At 39.5% G+C, this 3,051-nt stretch carries 3 protein-coding genes; 2 read left to right on the top strand and 1 reads right to left on the bottom strand.

The genetic code is table 11. The features are described from left to right. Window positions 1-1,718: ABC transporter permease (locus GX756_06640; protein ID NLC17535.1), on the top strand; the 1,718-nt coding region annotated here is incomplete at its 5' end. Window positions 1,719-1,791: 73 nt separating this feature from the next. Here the strand turns inward: GX756_06640 and GX756_06635 are convergent. Continuing rightward, window positions 1,792-2,226, bottom strand: coding sequence for a GNAT family N-acetyltransferase (locus GX756_06635; protein NLC17534.1), 435 nt, complete (start codon window positions 2,224-2,226; stop codon window positions 1,792-1,794). 204 nt (window positions 2,227-2,430) lie between these two features. Here GX756_06635 and GX756_06630 point away from each other — a divergent pair. Beyond that, window positions 2,431-3,051, top strand: a 621-nt coding sequence (locus GX756_06630; protein NLC17533.1) for a hypothetical protein, incomplete at its 3' end; no start/stop codon positions are given.

The raw sequence follows: 3,051 nt of genomic DNA, 5'->3' as shown, positions 1-3,051 counted from the left end.
TTAGCGAAAAAATAAGATATTACGGTCTGCTGTTTTCGCTAGGCGCGACCAAAGGGCAGATTATAAAAACCGTTTTATACGAGGCCTTGTTTTTGTCTATAATTATTATCCCTTTGGGGATTGCCTGCGGAATAGGCGTTGTGTTTTTATCTTTTAACAGTATCGCCAAAATCATAGCGAGCGCGTCATATGTGGATTTGATTTTTAGGTTGGATGTTAATATTTTTTCTTTATTGATTATCGCGGCATTTAGCGTAATTTTGGCGGTTATATCGTCAATCGGCCCTGCGCTTAAAAGCGCCAAAAAGACAGTAATAAGCGCTATTAGACAAAGCGATGATATTTCTTTGAAATCAAAAACAAAGCCCAAAAAATATCGGCATATAAAAAGCATAGAAAGAGACTTGGTAATAAAAAATTTATCGAGATTTAGAAAAAAATACCGCTCCATTATTTTTTGTTTGGTTTTAAGTATGGTTCTTTTTGTTTCGGCGAATACGCTTTGCGTATACGCGGATATTTGGATAAATGAAAGCGCCCAATTTTTAGATTACGACATTGTTTGCAACGCTTCTTATGAGGATTTTTTCCAAACTATTGATACCGTTTATTTGCCGATATCCAAGCTAAACGGCATAGACGAGGCGGGTTGGTTCGCGAGTATGGAAGCGGGATTTTTGCCAATAGATTATGAAAAAATATCGGAAAAAGCTGACAATTATTATCAAGAAAAAAACACCGGCATAGAAATGTTTAATTATATATTTATGGACGACGTTAGATTTAGTGTTTTGGCGGCTCAACTTGACAAAGATTTATCTTTATATACCGATAAAAACAATTTAAGAGTAATTACTTTGGCTGCTTTAGAAATATATCATAAGGACAAAGACAAAATAGAAATGATTCAAATTTTTGAGCAAGAGTCAATTGAGCTTAATTTGCGCTATATGAGTCAAGCCGATTGGGAAGAATATTGGCAAGATTATTTTGAAAGCGACGAGCCAAATTTTGATGAGAATAATTATTTAAATTACGGTCAAAACATATCCGTAGTCGCCGATGTTTATTCTAGGTATTATAATTTGCCGATGGAATTATCCATTCTTAAAGAAGCGGTCGGCGCGCATATGATAATCCCTATCTCAATGCTTGAGGAGTTTTCACAAGACAGACCCCAAACTGTTAGGATGTTTTTTAAAGCCAAAAACCATAAGCAAGTTTTTGACAAAATTAAGACATTAGCCGAAAAAAATAATTGGGACGCATATTTTGACGATGTCGCGGTCTATTATGAGTTCCAAAAAAATTTGGTTACGACGGTGACGATTTTTTCCAGAATTTTTATCTTAGTGGTCGCGACCATATTGGCGCTTAATGTGTTTAATACGGTTATTTCTAATATGCTTATAAGAAACCGCGAGTTCGCGATTTTGCGGTCAGTCGGCATGACAAGGCGCAGTTTTTACAAAATAATATTTTACGAATGCGCGTTTTATAGCTTGGTCTCAATTGCGATAGGCTTGGCTTTGTCCGTTTTGATATCGCTTTTGCTAAAAGACAGCTTTGGGATACCTATGGCTTTTATCTTGCCCGTTAAGGAAATAATAATCGCGGCCTTGGCGATAGCGGTTATATTGGCTATATCAACGCTGTTTGCCGCGCGCAGAATTTTATCTAGCAATATCATAGAATCAATTAAAACCGAATTAACATAAAAATTTAATATTTTTTAAAATATATATTTAAACCCGAAAAAATTTTTTAACCCTGTATTTAATAACGGCCATTTTAAAGCCATTGGACAAAAGCCGTCTTGTCTTGGCTGTTATAGCCCGCTTTTTCGTAAAACCGCAAGGTCGCCTTGTCTTTAGAGCCGGTAAGGAGCATTATTTTGTAACAATTCTTTGACTTGGCCAAATCTTTGGCGTAGTTTAATATGGCGGTGGCAAAGCCGCGTTTCCTGTAATCCTTGTGGGTAACCACATTTTCAATAAGGGCATAGGGGCGTTGGTCGCGGGTAAGATTGTCCACAATCGCAAGGACGCTCGAGGATACGATTTTTTTGCCATAACGCCCGATAATGATATGCTGATAGCGGCTTTTTAGGATTAGTTTCCATAGTTTTTTTATTTTGGCGTCAATTGGGGGAACGCTGTCCATATTAAGATGGCAGTATAATTCCAACAAACCTTTTAAGTCTTTTTTCGCAGCTTTTTGGATTATCATTTTTTAATTTTCCGCCTGATTTTTAATATAAGGGCGCGGGCTTATTTAGGGTTAAATTATATCATAATATAATCAATTTTTATAAAACTTTATGTATTTTTTGGGCGCACTTTATTAAAATTATCAAAATCAATAACATTTTCATATATTGAAATTGAGCGCAAATTTTCGCGCTTTAAAATATTTTTTAGGCGATTTTTTATGCATAAAAATGACGATAGGGATTGCATTATAAAAAAAGAAGTTTGTTTTTGCGAAGGACCTCAAGGCCCAAGAGGGTTAAGGGGCGTTCCGGGCCGCCAAGGCCCCCAAGGCCCGCAAGGTTTTCAAGGCCCTACGGGTCCCACAGGCCCGCCCGGTCCAATAGGCCCTATGGGCATAATGGGCGCCACAGGCCCGACCGGCCCGACAGGTCCGACCGGTCCGACAGGCGCAATAGGTCCTATGGGCATAATGGGGGCGACAGGTCCGACAGGCCCAACCGGTCCTACCGGACCAAGCGGTTCAAGCGAAGGCGTTTTCGCGCTTACTTCGGGTTCCGGCGACACCGTTTTGGGACCGGGCAAAGTTTTTGTATTTAAAACTTTATCTGTGGATTCCTCGCCTAGCATAACCTATAACAACAAGACCGGGGTATTTAGCTTGCAAGGCGGGCTTTATTATGTTAGCTGGCGGTTAAGCTTGGACACTAAGCGAAAAAACGAATGCGTTCAATTTTCTTTGGTGCTCAATGGCGAAATCGCGGCCGTGACGACTATTGTCCAGACAAGCGGCGAGATTACGGGCATAGCGCTTATACAAGCGCCCCAAGGCAGAGTGTCC

Source organism: Clostridiales bacterium (assembly GCA_012512255.1).
Lineage (GTDB): Bacteria > Bacillota > Clostridia > Christensenellales > DUVY01 > DUVY01.
This window is presented reverse-complemented; position numbering and strand designations above follow the sequence as displayed.